We start from the raw sequence: 15,174 nt of genomic DNA, 5'->3' as shown, positions 1-15,174 counted from the left end.
TGTCTTTCTTCCTTTCATAAACGTTGGATACGTTTGAGTTTACGGCTAGTATCCCAGTGATAATCTGAAAATTGGATTTGAGGAACTGTGAACTCTTTTTGCTGGGCCAAGAGTTGGAACTGTACTAAAATTGCTGTCTCTACGTCCTCATCTCGTCGGCTTAAACAAACCTCCACTAATTTCTCAGAATGTTGCTTAACTTGATAATCTCCTACATTCTCCACAAAGAGGATGCAACGTCTGATAAAGTCTGGATAGATCGTTACCTGTCCCCCATTCTGCCCTTCAAAGTAGAAGATATCATCAGAACGTCCTTCGACCTTGTCAATCCGTGTATAGTAGGAGCCACAGGGACAAGGCTCCGGATTTTCAACCAAGATATCATTGAGCTGGTAGCGATAAACAGGCTGACTACTTCGCTTAAAGTCCGTAATCACTGGATAAAAACGGCGGTCATCTAGATACTGCTTTTCCACAAAGATAATATCTTCGTTGAGATGCAGATTGCCAGTTGAGCAAGTGCAGGCTAGGAAACCTTCTGTCGCCTGATAAACTTGGTCAATGATGGATAGTGAAAAGGCTTCTGCGATTCGTCCCCTATCACTATCTTCCAAGATTTCCGCCACCGAAACGATTTTTTGTGGGTGAATAGCTAACTCTCCATCCTTGAGACGCTTACTCAATTCAATCAACATCGAGGCTGGCGCCACAATAATCGTTGGTTGATAGTTGTTGAGTCGCTCGATATGCTCATCTGTATGTTTGAAAATATCAAAATACTCTAGACGAATGAGCGCCGTATTGATGGTCTGATAGAGTTCATTATCAGCTCTCAGGAAAAAGGCGATGCGGTGTCCAAAAAGCTGCCCCTTGGGCAACATCTTTGCCAAGATAGCCGCAGCCCACATACTTCGCTCTTTCTCTGTTGTGATAAAGAGCCCCCGATGTCCAGACGTCCCTGAAGACAGACCGACGGCTACTTCCCCTTTAAGTTCAGTGAAGTCACGGGTCTTCTCACTTTCAATAGCTAAGGATAAGGCTTCATCACGATCCACTCCTTGGGTGTTGAGCTCATTGAAATGTTCCATCATAAAAGCCTTGTCCATATGGTCAAAGTTGCTAGGAACCCCATTTTTAAAGTAGGGCGACTCTCGCTTTAAAAAGTCCATATAGTTAGCTAATTGCTTTTTCTGATAGTTTACTACAGCTTCTCGAGATTTGAAATGATGAAGCCATCGAGTTTGGATAAAGGTTTTAAGAAAGGTTATTTTTTTCATGTAAGATTGACTCTATCCTTTCTACAGGATCATGGCTAACAACTACCTCAATACCGGCCTTTAAGACTTCCTCCAGAAACTCTGTCCCCCTGATATAGTCGGCCTTATTATCCTGGACCAAGGAAGGAATCAGGTGCATCTGCTTGGTGTAAGGTAAGAGGTCAATTCCCCAACAGAGGTCCGCTGCAATGAGGAGATTAAGGTCTGGAAAATATAGACAGGCTTGCCCCCTAGCATGCCCGTCAACAGAAGAAACTAGGATACTGCCATCTCCAAAAAGATCACAAATCGGACGATAGGGAAAAGTTGAAACTTGCTGGTCAGCTCTGATAATAGTTAGATTTTTCTCAAAAGAAGCTGGTAAAAACTCCTTGAAAATCAAGTCTTTCAACTTGGGTTTTTGGTAGACTTCATATACTTCTTTTGTCAAGATAAAGGTTGCATGAGGAAAGAAACTAGCTCCTCCCAGATGATCTGGATGTAGGTGCGACAGAATAACATAGTTAATTTCTTCTGGTTTGATTCCCTTCGCTTCCAGCAAACGTGAAATCTGGTCCTTCTCCGTCATTTGAACGGGCGTTCCTAGCCGATAGAAACCATAGCGAAGCCGGGTCTTAATATCGTAATGATAGCCTGTGTCATAGAGGAGATAGCCCTTGTCCCTGTGTTTGATAAGAAAAACACCTGCTGGAAAGGTCATCTTTTGATTCTTGACTCCCTTAAATAGCAAACCTGTGTAGCTGGTACAGTAGCCTGCTGGGAAATAATCAATGCTTTCGATAATCTTGGACATATTGTTCAATCCCTTCCGAAATACTGATTTGAGGGCGATAACCCAAGTCTCGCTCCGCCTTGCTGATGTCCAGCGTCTGACTATAACGGAGCAGATAATAGGTATAGCGTGTCAGTGGCGGTTCACCTTTGAGTTTTAATACCTTATACAGAAACTCTAAACTACTGGCAATAACTGAAAGAAGAGGAGCTGGCACTTTTCTGTATGTTATTGGATAACCCAACCCTCTCAAGGTTTCTTCTATCAAATCCTTAAAGGCTCTTGGTTCCCCATTGGTAATATTATAAACTTCGCCACTAGCTTGAGGGGCCTCTAGTGCCAAGCGAATTGCCAGAGCGACATTTTCCACACAGGTCATATCCATGAGCTGACGACCATCCCCTATCAAGGGAATGCCAATCTTCTGACTGAGTTTGAGAACTCGGGGCAAAATACTGGTATCCCCAATCCCAAAAAGCCCACGAGGTCGTAAGATAATACTCGGAACATCGGGATAGTCCTTAAACAGCTTCTCCGAAGCCAGCTTACTACGAATGTAGTTGTTCAGATTATTTTCCTGAGGCGCAGCACTTTCTTTGATAGCTAACTGATCTCGAGGCGCAGCATAGATGCTAGGCGAGGACACATAAACCAAACGCAGAATATCAGCCTCTCGGCAAGCATCCAGAACATACTTGGTCCCTAAGACATTTGTCTGGTAGAAATCCTCCCAAGGCCCCCAAACGGTAGAAAGAGCACCCGCATGCACAACCATGTCCATCCCCTGACAAACCCGAGCCAAGTCCTCTTGCTTGGTCAAATCTCCCTGAAAAAATGCCACAGAGGAGTTTTCTAAAGACTGACCCACATTGCGATTGCGTCCAAAAGCGCGTACCTGATAGCCCTGCTGACTAAGCTCTTCAACAACATACTTGCCTAGAAAGCCCGTAGCACCTGTCACCAATACTTTCTTCATTTTTTACTTCTCCTTGTCCCCTAAGAGCCGATGTATTTCGCTCTTCAGAATCTCTGTTGGCTGATAGATTTGAGCTGCACGACTAAGTCTGTTCAAGTCTGGCCAGTCATCTCTAGCCAACAACTCATCAAAGGCACGTCCAATCGCTTCCGTATCCTCTCGTTTAGCAGTCAAGGCAATCCCTGCCTCTAATCCACGAACTGCATAGTCATACTGATCATAGTCATGGGGGAGAATCAAGGCAGGCTTACCATAGATGATACACTGGTAAAAAATACCCGCACCACCATGATGAATCACATAATCCATCTGAGGAATGTACTCCTTATAGGGAAGATAGGATACCACAGAAACATTGTCCATGAGCTCTTCACATTGGAAGTCTTGTCCGCCAAACCCCAGAGTCACAAAGAAGTGGCAATCTGGATGTGCTTCTGCCAATTGTTGTGTCTGATAGAGGAGATTGTCTTTAGCCCATGCTAGCTGAGTGCCACAGGAGACAAGGACCTTCTTATAACCTGCATAAGGAGACAAATCGAGTGGATAATTTTCTGCCCTCTCAATCGAAGAGCCAAAAGGTCCCACCCAAAGGTAGTGCTCTGGAAAACCGCTTTTCAGCTCCAACTCTTTCATCCCAATTCCCAAGATGGAATAGGGTGAATAGATGGTTTCCTGACCTTTCTGATTGTAGAGCCTAAAATCGTAACGTTTCAATCGTTCTCTCAATAAAAAGCTTACGATTCGTTTCCCTAAACGAGTCCCTTTTCTTCCTAGCCATTGCAGACCAGATTGGAAAGATGTTTTTGGACTGCCCATTCCTCCAAAGAAACAAGGCGGTCCATCTGTCGTTTCAATGGCAAACTGTGTCGCCATCGTGGTAATCCAGGGAATGTTCAACTGTTCCGCAACAAGTCCTCCAGAGAGGGTTATAAAGTCCGCAATCACAATATCCGGTCTATTTTCCTGCCACTCTTGCACTAATTGATCTGAAACCACATTGATCAAATCAAGACTAGCTGACAACTGTCGATAAGCAGAAAACAGGTTTAATTGACCTTCATTGTTGGCTACACGCTCAAACTCATCTACACAATTTTCTAAAATGGGAATCACCCGGAATCCCATCTCCTCTGCTACAGTTTTTCGTTGCGGTCCTGTAAATAATCGAATCTCATACAAGGGATCCTTCAACAAGGGGGCAAGTAAATTCAGTGTTGGGAAGAGATGCCCACTCAAGGGAACTACAACCACATCAATTTTGATTTTTCTCATATGTCTAGGATAGCAAATTTTTAAAAAAAGAACTACCAAAATGATAGTTCTTTCCAATATTATTTATATTTTGAGGAACAAGTCCCGTCTACTCTACTTGATTTTTAGAAGAGTTCTTTGTAGAGAGCAATGGTTTCTTCTAAAGTTGGCATAAATGGATTGCCTGGCGCACATGCATCAATCAAAGCATTCTTAGAAAGGTAGTCAAAGTCAAAGTCTTTTTCTTGGATACCGAGTTCAGTGAGTTTCTTCGGAATACCAACAGTTTCAGAAAGTTTCTCAATCTCAGCGATAGCATAGTCAGCGCATTCTTGGTCTGTTTTCCCCTCCACATGGAGTCCCAAAGCCTTGGCTACATTGCGGAATGCTTCTGGTACACGCTTGGCATTTTCACGTTCTACAACTGGGAGAAGCATGGCACAGCAGACACCATGTGGCAAGTTATATACCGCACCGAGTTGGTGAGCCATAGAATGAACATAACCCAAACCAGCATTGTTAAAGCTCATACCACCGAGGAAGATGGCATTGACCATACCCTCACGCGCTTCAATATCTTGGCCATTTGCCACAGCACGAGGAAGATACTCCTTGATGAGTTCAATCGCTCCGATAGAAAGTTTCTTGGTCACATTATAAGCACCTGGTGTTACCAAGGCTTCGACAGCGTGAGTAAGAGCATCCATACCTGTCGCTGCTGTCAATCCTTTCGGCTTTGAAAGCATGAGTTCTGGATCATTGACAGAGATAAGGGCAAGGCTATTCTTATCAACCATTACCATCTTGACCTTGCGCTCTTCGTCAGTAATAACATAGTTAATGGTGATTTCTGCAGAAGTTCCAGCTGTTGTATTGATCGCAACCACTGGCAAGCCTTTTTTAGCAGACTTGTGGAGACCTTCGTAGTCCTGTGGTTTGCCACCATTTGTAGCAATGATAGAGATACAACTAGCCGCATCCTGAGGAGATCCTCCCCCAAGACTGATGATGAAGTCACATCCATGCTCTTTCAGGACAGCCACTCCGTCTGTGACGTTCTTGCAAGTCGGATTTGGCTCCACATCGCTAAAGATTACATATTCGATCCCTTCAGCATCTAACGGTTTTAGGACTTTGGGTAAAATATCACTACCTTCGATGAACTTATCTGTCACCAAAAGGGCCTTCTTATACCCCAGTTCCTTGATATACGGACCTACTTCATTTACAACACCTTTACCAATAAGGTTAACTGCCGGAACGTAAAATGTAGCCATATGCTTTTCCTCCTGCGCCTTTGCGCTATTTGATTATTTACTATAAGTATACGACCTTATAAGAAGTTTTACAAATATTTGTAAGCGTTTTAAGTAAAAAGTTAGTAAAGAACAGCCAGCCACTTTTTCAAGAAAAAAGCTCCAAAAAGATGGATTTCATCTCATTGGAACTTTTACTTAATCATTATTGCTTAGTTAATACCACTCGGTCAGATGTCTCTCGGTCCATATCGTCGATAATCAATTGATTACCATTAACCGTGTAAATTTTGACATCATCACCGATAATGACACGTTGATTTTCTGGTTCAAAGCTGACTTGCTTGATTTCCTTATCTCCATCTGGCTCGACCTCAGTCCATGTACCAGTTTTACCTGTTACAACAAGAGTGATTTGGTCATTCTCATCTTTTCCAGTATAGGTACCATCGATATTCGTAGGTTGAGCTACAGTAGTGTCCTGACTTGAGGACGCCTGTGGTTGACTAGCACTTGTCGCAGCGCTAGAAGATGATTCTTGTTGAGAAGATGATTGCTGAGCAGATTGCTGGGTAGGGGCTTGTGCCTTAGGTCCACAAGCTGCTAAAAGACTAAGAATTGCTAGGGAAGCAATAGAAAGTGTGAATGTTTTCGTTTTCATAGCGATTTCCTTTCTTTTGTGCCAATGTTTTGCTGGAATCGTTTCCAGATATACCTCCTACCTCAAGTATAACAACTTAAGCCTAGAAGGTCAACTAATCCCATCGCTTCCTTGCAAACTCGCTCGGACTTCCGAGATAAAGTAGAGCGAGCCCGTCACGAAAAGCAAGTCCTGATCTTTGGCCTTTTCTTCAAATTCTCTGATAAAACCGCCATAGGAAGAAATCAAATCGTAACCCGCCACATCCTTTTCATCCAGAGAGCCTTGGTAGTCAAAGCCTGTTACCTTAAGTTCCACCTCAGGCAACTGCTTAGATAGATAGCCTAACATCCCCTGATAATCCTTGCGTTTAAGTGCTCCAAAAAGGATGCGAACCTGGTAACCTTGCTGGATTTTCCCTTGGATAAACTCGACTAGACGAGTCAAGGCTGGCAGATTGTGAGCCCCATCTAGGTAGATTTGTGGACGAATCCGTTCCAATCGACCTGCCCAATGTGTCTCCTTCAAAGCCCGTCTGACAAACTCTTCTTCGACCCTTTCACCTCTTGACGCCATAAACATAAGAAAAGTTTCTAAAGCCAAGGCGGCATTTTCTTGCTGATAAGCACCTTCCAAACTGATTTCAAGCTGTGAAAAGTTTGCTAGCTTACTTGAAAAATCCCCAGCATTCAAGGTGAAGTCTCGCCCAGCTTGATAAAGTTCAACAGCTAACTCTTTTGCTCTTTTTTGACAGACAAGCTCCGCTTCTGGAGTAAGCTTGGCAATGACCGCCTTCTTGCCAGCCTTGAAAATACCAGCTTTCTGCTCGGCTATTTCCTCCAGACTATCGCCCAAGGTCTCCTGATGATCTAGCCCAATGGAAGTAATAACTGCAATCTCTCCTGTTACGACATTAGTGGTATCAAGCAAACCACCAATCCCCACTTCTAGCAGAACTATATCCACTCCCTGCTCTTTAAAGTAAAGCAAAGCAATCAGAGTCAGTAATTCAAAAAAGGACAACTGGTCATAGGTTTGCAAAAGCGTCTTTTCCATCTCATTGACCTGCTCCGCCAAACGGATAAAATCTGCATCAGCAATCGGTTGCCCATTAATACAGATTCGATCATGGATACTGACGATATGAGGAGAGGTGAAAGTACCAACTTTTTTACCATGAGCAACAAACAACTCCCTCATGAAGGCAATAGTTGACCCTTTACCGTTAGTACCTGTTACGTGGATAATAGGATAAGTCTTCTCAGGATTCCCCAGCAAATCCACAGCTCGCTGCATTCGTCCAAGTCCAGATCTAAAGTTTAAACCAATCCGACTATGCAGCCATTTTTCTACTTCAAACATACATGTCTCCTTAACAAAAGTCCAATCAACTACCGCATCAAAGTATGATTACAAATAAAAAACGAGGTCGGGACTAAAATCCCGACCTCTTACCTGGTTAGCTAATCACTAGCTACTATGAATTTCAACGTGAGCTAAAAACATCCACTGGATGTTCCAACTCTTTCTAGTTTCTAGGAGTTGGGGTGATACAGTCTCCCAGACATACCAGTTCTCTCTTATTTTAAGGAACTGGGCTAAAAACGTTCCCCGGACGTTCCAACTCTCTCCAATTTCTGGGAGTTGGGCTGATACAGTCTCCCAGACTGTATCACTCCTCCATAAAGCTGTTGAAGACTTCTTCAATCATGTTCCATTCGTCTTCTGAGTCTTCTGGAATTGGTTGCAATTCGCCTTCTGTTCCGTCTTCATTTTCGATGAATGAGTAAGCTTGAATTTCAACTTCACCATTTTCATCTTCTTCTGCATTAACTGGCACTAGCAGAACATAGTTTTTACCAAATTCTTCTTTCCCGTCGATGGTCAAAAGAATTTCAAACAAGGTTTCATTTCCTTGCTCATCTACTAGTGTAATCAATTCACGTTCTTCGTGGTCATGGTTGTGATCGTGTGACATAGTTTCTCCTCTGTCTTAAAATTTTCTATCTAAATAATTTTGCAAAATCAGCTGAGCAGCCAACTTATCAATAACTTTCTTGCGTTTGTTACGGCTGATATCTGCTTGTTCAATCAACATACGCTCCGCAGCGACCGTTGTCAAACGCTCATCCTGATAGTCTACTGGCAAACCAAAGAGTTCTTCTAGCTTGGCACCATAGGCTTGACTGGCTTCTACTCGCGGACCACTGGTATTGTTCATGTTCTTTGGCAAACCTACTACAAAGCGTTCTACCTTATAGCTGTCAACCAATTCCTTGATGCGGTCAAAACCAAACTGGCCCTGGTCCTCATTAATCTGGATGATTTCAAGTCCCTGAGCGGTGAAACCGAGCGGATCGCTAATAGCCACCCCTACTGTTTTTGAACCGACGTCCAATCCCATAATTCTCATAGATTATAGATCGACTCCTTGTCCTTTTAGGTAGTAGCGTACCAATTCTTCAACAATTTCATCACGCTCATACTTACGGATTTGATTTCGTGCATTGTTATAACGAGGAACGTAGGCAGGGTCTCCACTCAATACATAACCGACGATCTGGTTAATCGGATTGTAGCCCTTGTCATTCAAAGAAGCATAAACATCTGTCAATGTTTCGCTAATTTCTTTCTTATTGGAATCATCCAATTTAAACCGTACAGTTTCTTCAGTAAATCCCATTCTAACACCCTCTTTCCTTAGAATAGTACTATTATAGCACATTCCCTGACGTTCTACAAATAAGTCAGTCTATTAATTTGGATTTTCTATTGTTCTGTCGCCCCATTTGCCACTCTATCTGCAATATATTGGCTAGGTTCGTTTTTTAAGAGATTTTCAAGGCCGATATTTTTTAAATATTCCAGCTGAGATGCCTTTTTGACATCCAATACTTGAAAATCATAAGTCGTTGTCGTCTGGATTTCTGTCTCGCTGAGTAGCTTTGTTTCCAGTTTGAATCCTGCTAGTTTGCGTGCCTCTTGGATGGTCTCATCCTTTTCTTCCGCTTCTAGAAGCGCTTTTTGCGTCTCCTCTAGGCCATTTTCAGAGATAAAGGTCTTGAGTTCATCCCCGACAGGTCGTTTTTGCTGGATGGTCAAGGTCAAAAACTGATTACCTTTATAGGTAATTGTTTGAATCTGTTGCGTTCCATTTTCTGACTTCGGCATCAACAGAGTCTTGGTGACAACCGTATTTTTTTCGGCATTGTCCAAAACGGGAAGGTTTGATTGGATGGGGTCAGATGCTGTTGTAGAAGCAGCAGGGGTTTCCTTTTTTTGCCCACATCCCGCAAGCAAAAAGACGAGAGCAAAACTAGCAATTAGTAACTTTTTCATAATTCCTCACATGATTTTAAAACAAAAGAGCAAACAAGGCCAGGAGTCACTCCCAGCCTTGATGTTTTATAGAGCTGCACGTAGACGTGCTTCTGCATTTTCTACATTACGGACAGAGCGTGGCAAGAAGGCACGGATATCATCTTCTTTATAGCCGACTTGTAGGCGCTTCTCGTCAACGAGAATCGGACTCTTTAAGATCCGTGGTGTTTCCATGATTAAGTTGAGCACTTCATTGACACTCAAATCCTCGATGTCAACTCCAAGTGCCTTAGCGTAGCGGTTTTTTGACGAAACGATACTGGCAATTCCATTATCTGTTTTCGTGAGAATATCTAATAACTCTTCTCTTGTAATTCCTTCTTTACCGAGATTTTGTTCTTTATAACTTAACTGGTGGGCATTGAGCCAGGTTTTCGCTTTTTTACAGCTAGTACAACTTGAGACTGTATAAATTTTGATCATGTACCTACCCCTTTCGCTACATGTTACTATCAGTTTAGTCTATTATACCATAAAAAACATCCGACTTGCGACCTATTTTTAAAAAAAATTAACTTTTTTCGCGATTTTCGTACTTTTTTCTTGACAAAATCAATTTATAACCAACTTTTAAATTTTTTGATATACAATCGTTTTACAACTGTAACACTTATCATATAGAGAACGATAATCAAAAGCAAAAAGAGGAAATAAATTGGTTCCAAAGGGGTTAAATGAAGCAGGCTAGCAATTGAAGAGTAGGGAAGGAAGGTCACAAAACTAGCTGCTAGCAAGGTTGTTCCAAGAACAAACCATGATGGACGACTTTGTAAGAAAGGAAGTTTTGCTGAACGAAGCATATGGATAACCATGGTTTGGGACCACATGGATTCAATGAACCAACCTGTCTGGAACAAAATAATAAAGCCCGTTGCAGACTCTGCTCCGTGAGCATAGGCTTGACCTGTCGCCATTGGGACAATGACAAAATAGAGCAAGATAAAGGTCAAAATATCAAAGGCAGAAGAAATCGGACCCATCCAAATCATAAAACGAGTAATAGACTTAGCTTCCCACTTATGAGGATGTTTCAAAAAGTCTTCATCCACATTATCAAATGGCAAGGCAATGCAAGAAAGATCATAGACGAGGTTTAACACAATCAAGTGAATCGGAGCCATAGGAAGGAAAGGTAAAAAGATACCAGACACTAACAGAGAGAAAATGTTCCCGAAATTAGAGCTGACCGTCATCTTGATATATTTGGTCATGTTGGCATAGACTTTGCGTCCTTCAACCAGCCCTTTTTCAAGCACCATCAAATCCTTATCTAGCAAAATGACATCAGCCGTTTCTTTGGCAATATCTACTGCTGTATCAACCGAAATCCCCACATCGGCCACTTTCATAGAAGGGGCATCATTGATCCCATCTCCCATATAGCCGACACAATGTCCATTCGATTTGATTTGTAAAATGATTCGTGCTTTTTGATCCGGAGAGAGTTTGGCAAAGACCGTCACTTTCTCAACTGCTTGAGCCAACTCTTCGTCCGTCATGGCATCAATATCAGAACCCAACAAGATTTGATCAACGTCTAAACCAACTTTTTCGCAAACTGCTTGGGTTACCTTCTCATTGTCTCCCGTCAAGATCTTTGTTTGAACACCGTGTTCTAACAAAGCTTGGATAGCAGGTGCTGCTGATGGTTTTGGTGGATCTAGAAAGGCAAGATATCCTGTTAGAATCATCTCTTTTTCATCTTCAACTGAGTAAGCAAAACCTTCTTTTAGGCCTGTTTTATAAGCGACTCCCAAGACTCGCAATCCCTGTTGATTAAGTTGATCTACTTCTTTTAAGATTTCCACTCGGATATCATCCGTCAGAGGGCTAATCTGACCTTGATATTCCACATGGGTTGAAATCGCAAGCATTTCCTCTAGGGCACCCTTGGTTACCAAACTAACAACTTCGTTCTCATCCTTGACGATGACACTCATCCGTCTGCGTTCAAAATCAAAGGGTAATTCATCTATTTTTTGGAAGCTAGTATCCAAATTTTGTAGAATAGCGTGTTCTTTAGCTTCTTTTTCAGTTCTACTGATAATGGCACGGTCCATCAAGTTCTTCAAACCGGTTTGAAAATAGGAATTGAGATAAGCCCGTCTCAACACAGACAAATCCAAATCTCCATGTATATCCAAAGGATATTCCAGGACAATTTCGTCTTGGGTAAGGGTTCCGGTTTTATCCGTGCATAGGATATCAATAGCACCTAAATCTTGTATGGCATTGAGTTTCTTGATAACCACTTTTTCCTTGGCCATGATAATGGAGCCTTTTGCTAGACTGGCCGTGATGATCATAGGAAGCATCTCAGGTGTCAATCCAACACCAACACTCAGTGCAAACACACCTGCTTCCAGCCAGTCGCCATCTGTCAAGCCATTGGAGAGAAAGACGATGGGAACCATGACTAACATCAAACGGATTAAGAGCCAAGAGATGCTGTTCATCTCCCGTTCAAAAGAGGTCGGTTCGTCATAGGTATTGAGAGTCTGCTCGATTTCTCCCATCATGGTGTCATCACCGACCGCTAGAATCAAAGCCTTAGCGCTTCCTGATATCACATTGGTTCCCATAAAAGCGAGCGCTTCTGCTTCTAGCAGACTATCAAAATTTGACTGACTCATTTTTGACAAGGCTAGTTTTTCAACCGAGTCACTTTCACCTGTCAAACCAGACTGTTGAACAAAGAAATCACGTGATTCAGTCAAAAGGAGGTCTGCTGGAATCATATCCCCAGCACTTAATTTGACTATATCTCCAACGACCAAATCTTCAATTGCGACCTCAAAACTCTGGCCTTCGCGGATAACTGTGGCTGTATTCACAATCATTTTTGATAGATTGGTCGCAGCCTTGTCACTCCGCAGTTCTTGGACAAAGCGTATGCCACCAGAGATTAGAACGAGAACGACGATGATGATAGAGGTCGTCGGATCTTCTTGTCCAGGCTTCGCCAACCAGACATTGGTCACCATGGAAATCATAGCGATGACCAGCAGGATGATTGTAAATGGATTGATAATAGATTCGTAAATCTTTTTGAGGATACTGTCTTCTTGACCCTTGGTGATGGTGTTTTCGCCATATAGGTCACGATTTTTCTCCACCTGCTCCTCAGTCAAGCCTGTTAGACTTGTCTTATAAAAAGATAGAGTTTCTTTTAAAGGTGTATGAATAGCTGTTGCTAATCTTTCTTTTGTAGTTTTCATTGGTTTCTCCTATCTGTATGAATGATATGTTTCATACACAGAGACCAATCACTTTATAAGGGCAGAACGACACAAATCAGCGATTGGCTGTGTATGTGCGGTTCTGGATGATCGTCAATTTGCATCGTTTGTCTCCTTTCCTTGTTCTAAAACAGTAGAAAATCCCACCATAAAATGGCAGGATTAAAAAACTAATTATCTGTTTTTTCGTTCAAGCTTTAACTCCATAGGGCAATGTAATGAGCTTAGTCTTGGCCTTCGCGACCAGAACTGTTGACCAACGAGTAGTGTCTCCACTGCTTTGCGGTAGTCATCCGTATCCCTATGGTAGCCTCACCTACCGTTTTCGTCTATCAGTATAAACCTTTAAAATATAAAAGTCAATGATTTATCTTAATTTTCTTAAATAACAATTAATTCCTTTGGAGCAAGGGTCAATAATTCGCAACCTGTATCCGTAATCAAGATATCATCCTCGATACGCACCCCGTATTTTCCATCCAGATAAATACCCGGCTCATCGGTCAAGACCATGCCAGCCTTGATTGGCTCTTCTGACTTGCCAAAGTAAGGAATTTCATGGATATCCAAACCAATCCCATGTCCAATCCCGTGGCTGAAGTAAGGACCGTAGCCTGCATCGTTAATAATCTGGCGCGGAATCCTGTCAAAATCAATTCGACTGAGACCAGCCTTGGCTGCATCTATGAGGGCTTGATTGCTGCGCAGGACAATATCATAAATCTCCCGCTCTTCATCTGTCACCTGCCCCACATGAACTGTCCGCGTCATATCGCTGACATAGTGGTTGTAGTAGCAACCAAAGTCCATGGTCAGGGTTTCACCCTTTTGAATGACCTTGTCACTAGCCACGCCATGTGGCATAGCAGAGCGGTAGCCCGAAGCGATGATAAAATCAAAAGAGGCACCTGAAGCACCTAGCTGGCGCATACGGGCATCTAAAAAGTTCATAACGGCTAGCTCAGTCGTCTCACCGGGCTTGATAAAATCCAGTACATCTAGGAAGGCTTGGTCAGAAATCTGGCAGGCCCTACGAATGGTTGCGATTTCTTGCTCATCCTTGATCATCCGCAGATTTTCAATAAAACCAGTCATTGGAACCAGCTCATGACCAGCAAACACACTTTCCAGCATCTTGAAGTAAGCATAGGAAATCTCGTCATCAAAGCCAATTTTTTCCAGCTTGTCGTCCGCTATAATTTTAGCAATTTCACCAACCGCATCGCGCGTTTCCACAATGTCAAAGCCCTCAACCACGCCCTTGGCAATAAGAGTATAACGAGAATCCGTCAGAAAAATCCGGCGCTTTTTACTGATGAAAACTGTCGCCTCTGTCCCGCTGAAACCAGTCAGATAGTAAATATTCTTCAGATTGGTTACTAAGACAGCATCACACTCTGTCTGTTTTAAGGCTACTTCAAATTTTTCAACTCTTGATAACATGAGAAAACCTCCATAAAATGATTTAATTTATTATAGCAAAAAAATATCGAAAATAATACAATCTATATAGCTAAGATTAGATAAAATTGACATTTGAAAGCGCTTAATGTATAATTTCTGTTAAACAAGAAAGAATGAGGTATCGATATGAATAAAACAGAATTGCTGTTACAAAGACTAGATGAGATTGGTCAGTCTCTAAAAGATTCGAACCAAGCACTAGCTTTGCTGGCGCTTGGTTCTTGCGGAACAGAAAGAGAACGATTGGATCAGTACTCAGATTTAGACTTCTTTGTTATTGTAAAAGATGGCTACAAGCAGACTTATATCCAAGACCTAACCTGGTTAAGTAAGCTAGAACCAATTGCATTTCACTACCAAAATACAGTGGACGGACATAAAGTTCTATTTGAAGATGATGTTTTTTGTGAATTTGCTGTCTTTGAAGCTCAAGAACTAGTAAACATTCCCTTCTCTGAAGGCAAGATTATCTGGAAGGAGGTCGGTTTTGATGAAACAATCTGTCAGCCACAAAGACTGCCATCAAAAGAAAACAGAGACCGTGAATGGTTGTTGGGAGAAATTTTATGTAATCTATATTTAGGGCTAGGTCGTTATCAGCGAGGCGAAAAATTAGCTGCTTATGATTTAATACAAAACAGAACCGTCAAGCTTTGGACTGAACTAATCAGTTTGGAAACAACTTCTAAATCTAATTTTATAGATATCTTTAATACCAACAGACGATTTGAAGAAGGTTATCCAAAGGAAGCCAAGCAATTGCCTCACTTTTTGCAAGGTTACGAACGCATTTCTGAGTCTGCTCAAGCACTCCTAGAATATCTGGATAAACACTATTCTCTTAACTCATTTATAAAAGAAAAAATTCGTAATTTATTATAAAAAAGACTCTGCCTAAAAAAGCAGAGCCTTTTAAAT

15 protein-coding genes and 1 riboswitch are annotated in these 15,174 nt (G+C 42.1%); of the genes, 1 reads left to right on the top strand and 14 read right to left on the bottom strand.

What is annotated here, in order from left to right:
• Positions 1-14: 14 nt before the first annotated feature.
• The 14 genes from HMPREF3057_RS00560 to HMPREF3057_RS00495 form a co-directional block, all read right to left on the bottom strand.
• On the bottom strand, positions 15-1,277 hold the full coding sequence (locus HMPREF3057_RS00560; RefSeq protein WP_000724370.1) for a F390 synthetase-related protein: 1,263 nt from the start codon (positions 1,275-1,277) through the stop codon (positions 15-17).
• Positions 1,255-2,070, bottom strand: coding sequence for an MBL fold metallo-hydrolase (locus HMPREF3057_RS00555; protein WP_000034631.1), 816 nt, complete (start codon positions 2,068-2,070; stop codon positions 1,255-1,257). Before HMPREF3057_RS00555 ends, HMPREF3057_RS00560 begins: the two co-directional genes overlap by 23 nt.
• Positions 2,045-3,025, bottom strand: a complete 981-nt coding sequence (locus tag HMPREF3057_RS00550; protein WP_000757307.1) for an NAD-dependent epimerase/dehydratase family protein — start codon at positions 3,023-3,025, stop codon at positions 2,045-2,047. Before HMPREF3057_RS00550 ends, HMPREF3057_RS00555 begins: the two co-directional genes overlap by 26 nt.
• Before the next feature lie 3 nt (positions 3,026-3,028).
• Positions 3,029-4,297, bottom strand: coding sequence for a glycosyltransferase (locus HMPREF3057_RS00545; RefSeq protein WP_001226466.1), 1,269 nt, complete (start codon positions 4,295-4,297; stop codon positions 3,029-3,031).
• A 104-nt stretch (positions 4,298-4,401) separates the two neighbouring features.
• Complete coding sequence (locus HMPREF3057_RS00540; RefSeq protein WP_000190390.1) at positions 4,402-5,553, bottom strand: iron-containing alcohol dehydrogenase; 1,152 nt, start codon at positions 5,551-5,553, stop codon at positions 4,402-4,404.
• A 184-nt stretch (positions 5,554-5,737) separates the two neighbouring features.
• Positions 5,738-6,193, bottom strand: a complete 456-nt coding sequence (locus tag HMPREF3057_RS00535; protein WP_000853130.1) for an SP_0198 family lipoprotein — start codon at positions 6,191-6,193, stop codon at positions 5,738-5,740.
• Between the two features lie 90 nt (positions 6,194-6,283).
• Entirely contained in the window at positions 6,284-7,534 is a 1,251-nt protein-coding gene (locus tag HMPREF3057_RS00530; protein ID WP_049489451.1) for a bifunctional folylpolyglutamate synthase/dihydrofolate synthase, read from the bottom strand.
• 310 nt (positions 7,535-7,844) lie between these two features.
• Positions 7,845-8,150 (bottom strand): DUF1292 domain-containing protein, encoded by a 306-nt coding sequence (locus HMPREF3057_RS00525; protein ID WP_000017624.1) that lies wholly within the window; start codon positions 8,148-8,150, stop codon positions 7,845-7,847.
• A gap of 15 nt (positions 8,151-8,165) precedes the next feature.
• Positions 8,166-8,585 carry a Holliday junction resolvase RuvX gene (gene ruvX / locus HMPREF3057_RS00520; RefSeq protein ID WP_002876031.1) on the bottom strand — a complete coding sequence of 140 codons (420 nt, stop codon included), beginning with the start codon at positions 8,583-8,585 and terminating at the stop codon, positions 8,166-8,168.
• A gap of 3 nt (positions 8,586-8,588) precedes the next feature.
• Positions 8,589-8,855, bottom strand: a complete 267-nt coding sequence (locus HMPREF3057_RS00515; RefSeq protein WP_000507059.1) for an IreB family regulatory phosphoprotein — start codon at positions 8,853-8,855, stop codon at positions 8,589-8,591.
• Between the two features lie 86 nt (positions 8,856-8,941).
• Positions 8,942-9,511 carry an SP0191 family lipoprotein gene (locus HMPREF3057_RS00510; protein ID WP_049520536.1) on the bottom strand — a complete coding sequence of 190 codons (570 nt, stop codon included), beginning with the start codon at positions 9,509-9,511 and terminating at the stop codon, positions 8,942-8,944.
• A gap of 66 nt (positions 9,512-9,577) precedes the next feature.
• Positions 9,578-9,976, bottom strand: coding sequence for a transcriptional regulator Spx (spx, locus tag HMPREF3057_RS00505; RefSeq protein WP_000591165.1), 399 nt, complete (start codon positions 9,974-9,976; stop codon positions 9,578-9,580).
• A gap of 134 nt (positions 9,977-10,110) precedes the next feature.
• Positions 10,111-12,771: a magnesium-translocating P-type ATPase gene (gene mgtA, locus HMPREF3057_RS00500; RefSeq protein ID WP_070695994.1), complete on the bottom strand. Its 2,661-nt coding sequence runs from the start codon at positions 12,769-12,771 to the stop codon at positions 10,111-10,113.
• A 195-nt stretch (positions 12,772-12,966) separates the two neighbouring features.
• A riboswitch (M-box (ykoK) riboswitch) is annotated at positions 12,967-13,118 on the bottom strand.
• A gap of 55 nt (positions 13,119-13,173) precedes the next feature.
• Positions 13,174-14,235: a M24 family metallopeptidase gene (locus HMPREF3057_RS00495; protein ID WP_044021487.1), complete on the bottom strand. Its 1,062-nt coding sequence runs from the start codon at positions 14,233-14,235 to the stop codon at positions 13,174-13,176.
• A 147-nt stretch (positions 14,236-14,382) separates the two neighbouring features.
• Between HMPREF3057_RS00495 and HMPREF3057_RS00490 the strand changes: the two genes are divergently transcribed.
• On the top strand, positions 14,383-15,138 hold the full coding sequence (locus HMPREF3057_RS00490) for a hypothetical protein (RefSeq protein WP_001043930.1): 756 nt from the start codon (positions 14,383-14,385) through the stop codon (positions 15,136-15,138).
• Positions 15,139-15,174 lie beyond the last annotated feature (36 nt).

Source organism: Streptococcus sp. HMSC072D05 (assembly GCF_001815805.1).
Taxonomy (GTDB): Bacteria; Bacillota; Bacilli; order Lactobacillales; family Streptococcaceae; genus Streptococcus.
The sequence above is the reverse complement of the archived record's forward strand: the minus strand, read 5'-3'. Positions and strand labels throughout refer to the sequence as shown.